We start from the raw sequence: 1,351 nt of genomic DNA on the forward strand, positions 1-1,351 counted from the left end.
GTGTCGATGCGGCTTTCTTCAACTCTCGCCTGGTTGGTCGACCGCGCCGGCAGCGCCGTCCAACCGGATGCTTTTCTGGCCACGCTCGGCGCGCGACTGGTTGACGATGGGCTGCCGCTCGCCGGTGGATCCCTGACGCTCGCCGCGCCGCATCCGATCATAACGCGCCGCGCCTGGCTGTGGCGGGCCGAGACAGGCGTCGTCATGGAGGCGCTGGGTTTTGGCGCCGGCACGACGCCTGGAACCGGGGAGGGCGATCTCGGACGCGAATGGCTGGCGGGACTGGGAACGGGTGTCGTGCACAATTACACGGTCGGGCCTGAGCGTCAGGATACGCAATCCGAGAGTCCAAAACTGAATTGGGTCGCGGTCCGCCCTCTCGCGGAGCACGAATCGAATACACTGGACCAGGTGGCACGCTTCGCCGCCGCGCCACTTGCCGCTCTCGCTGCCAGGTCGGCGCTGTCGGCCCTGCTTGAGGCCTATCTTGGGCAGCGAAGCGCGGCGCAGGTGTTGGCCGGCCGTTCTCGGCGCGAGGTTGGTGAGACGATCCGTGCCGTCCCGCTCTACAGCGATTTGCGCGACTTTACCGCCCTGTCGGAGGAGACGGACGCCGAACAGGTCGTGGCGGCGCTCAACGCTAGCTTCGACCGCATCGCTGGTGCCGTTCACGCTTTCGGCGGCGAGGTGCTGAAATTCATCGGCGATGGGGTGCTGGCGATCTTTCCTGTCGGCGAGCGCTCGGCTTCAGTGGCTTGCGAGGCAGCGTTGCGCGCGATCGGAGCGGCGCGGGCGGGAATGGCGCAGCTCAATCAGGACCGTGCCAGACAGGGCATGCCCGAACTGCAGTTCGGCATGGCGCTGCATCTGGGCGACATGGTCTGGGGCAATATCGGCACAGCCGACCGGCTCGATTTCACCGCGATCGGCCCGGCCGTGAATCTCGTCAGCAGGCTCGAAGGCCTGTGCCGGCCGCTTGGACGGAGCGTGCTGATCTCGGGCGCTGTCGCGGCGGAAACATCAACGCCCGTGGTCGCGCTGGGCGAACATCAATTGCGCGGAATCGCCAGATCGTGCGCCGTCTTCGGCCTGCCGGACGGGTGACCTCAAGAGCGGTTCACCGTTTCACGGAAACGCCGAATTGCTTTTACGCAATTCCGGACGGAGAACCGCTCACGGCTTTTCTGAAATAGCTAGACGCCCAGCGGCGGCGGGCGGCGGCGGATCGGCTGCGCCTTGATGATGGCGGTGCTCGTCTCCGCCTTGTCGGCGATCCGGTCGAGAAGCCGATCGAGCTCGCCGATCGAGCGCACGAACAGCCGCGCGACGAAGCAGTCGTCGCCCGTCACCT

At 66.5% G+C, this 1,351-nt stretch carries 1 protein-coding gene and 1 pseudogene; one reads left to right on the top strand and one right to left on the bottom strand.

The window, feature by feature from the left end; translation table 11 throughout:
* Positions 1–1,104 carry an adenylate/guanylate cyclase domain-containing protein gene (locus EN781_RS32595; RefSeq protein WP_348631400.1) on the top strand — a complete coding sequence of 368 codons (1,104 nt, stop codon included), beginning with the start codon at positions 1–3 and terminating at the stop codon, positions 1,102–1,104.
* A gap of 89 nt (positions 1,105–1,193) precedes the next feature.
* On the opposite strand, the pseudogene EN781_RS32600 reads toward EN781_RS32595, so the two are convergent.
* Positions 1,194–1,351, bottom strand: a pseudogene (locus tag EN781_RS32600) (Lrp/AsnC ligand binding domain-containing protein); the annotation flags it as partial.

Source organism: Mesorhizobium sp. M4A.F.Ca.ET.090.04.2.1, assembly GCF_003999085.1.
Taxonomy (GTDB): Bacteria; Pseudomonadota; Alphaproteobacteria; order Rhizobiales; family Rhizobiaceae; genus Mesorhizobium.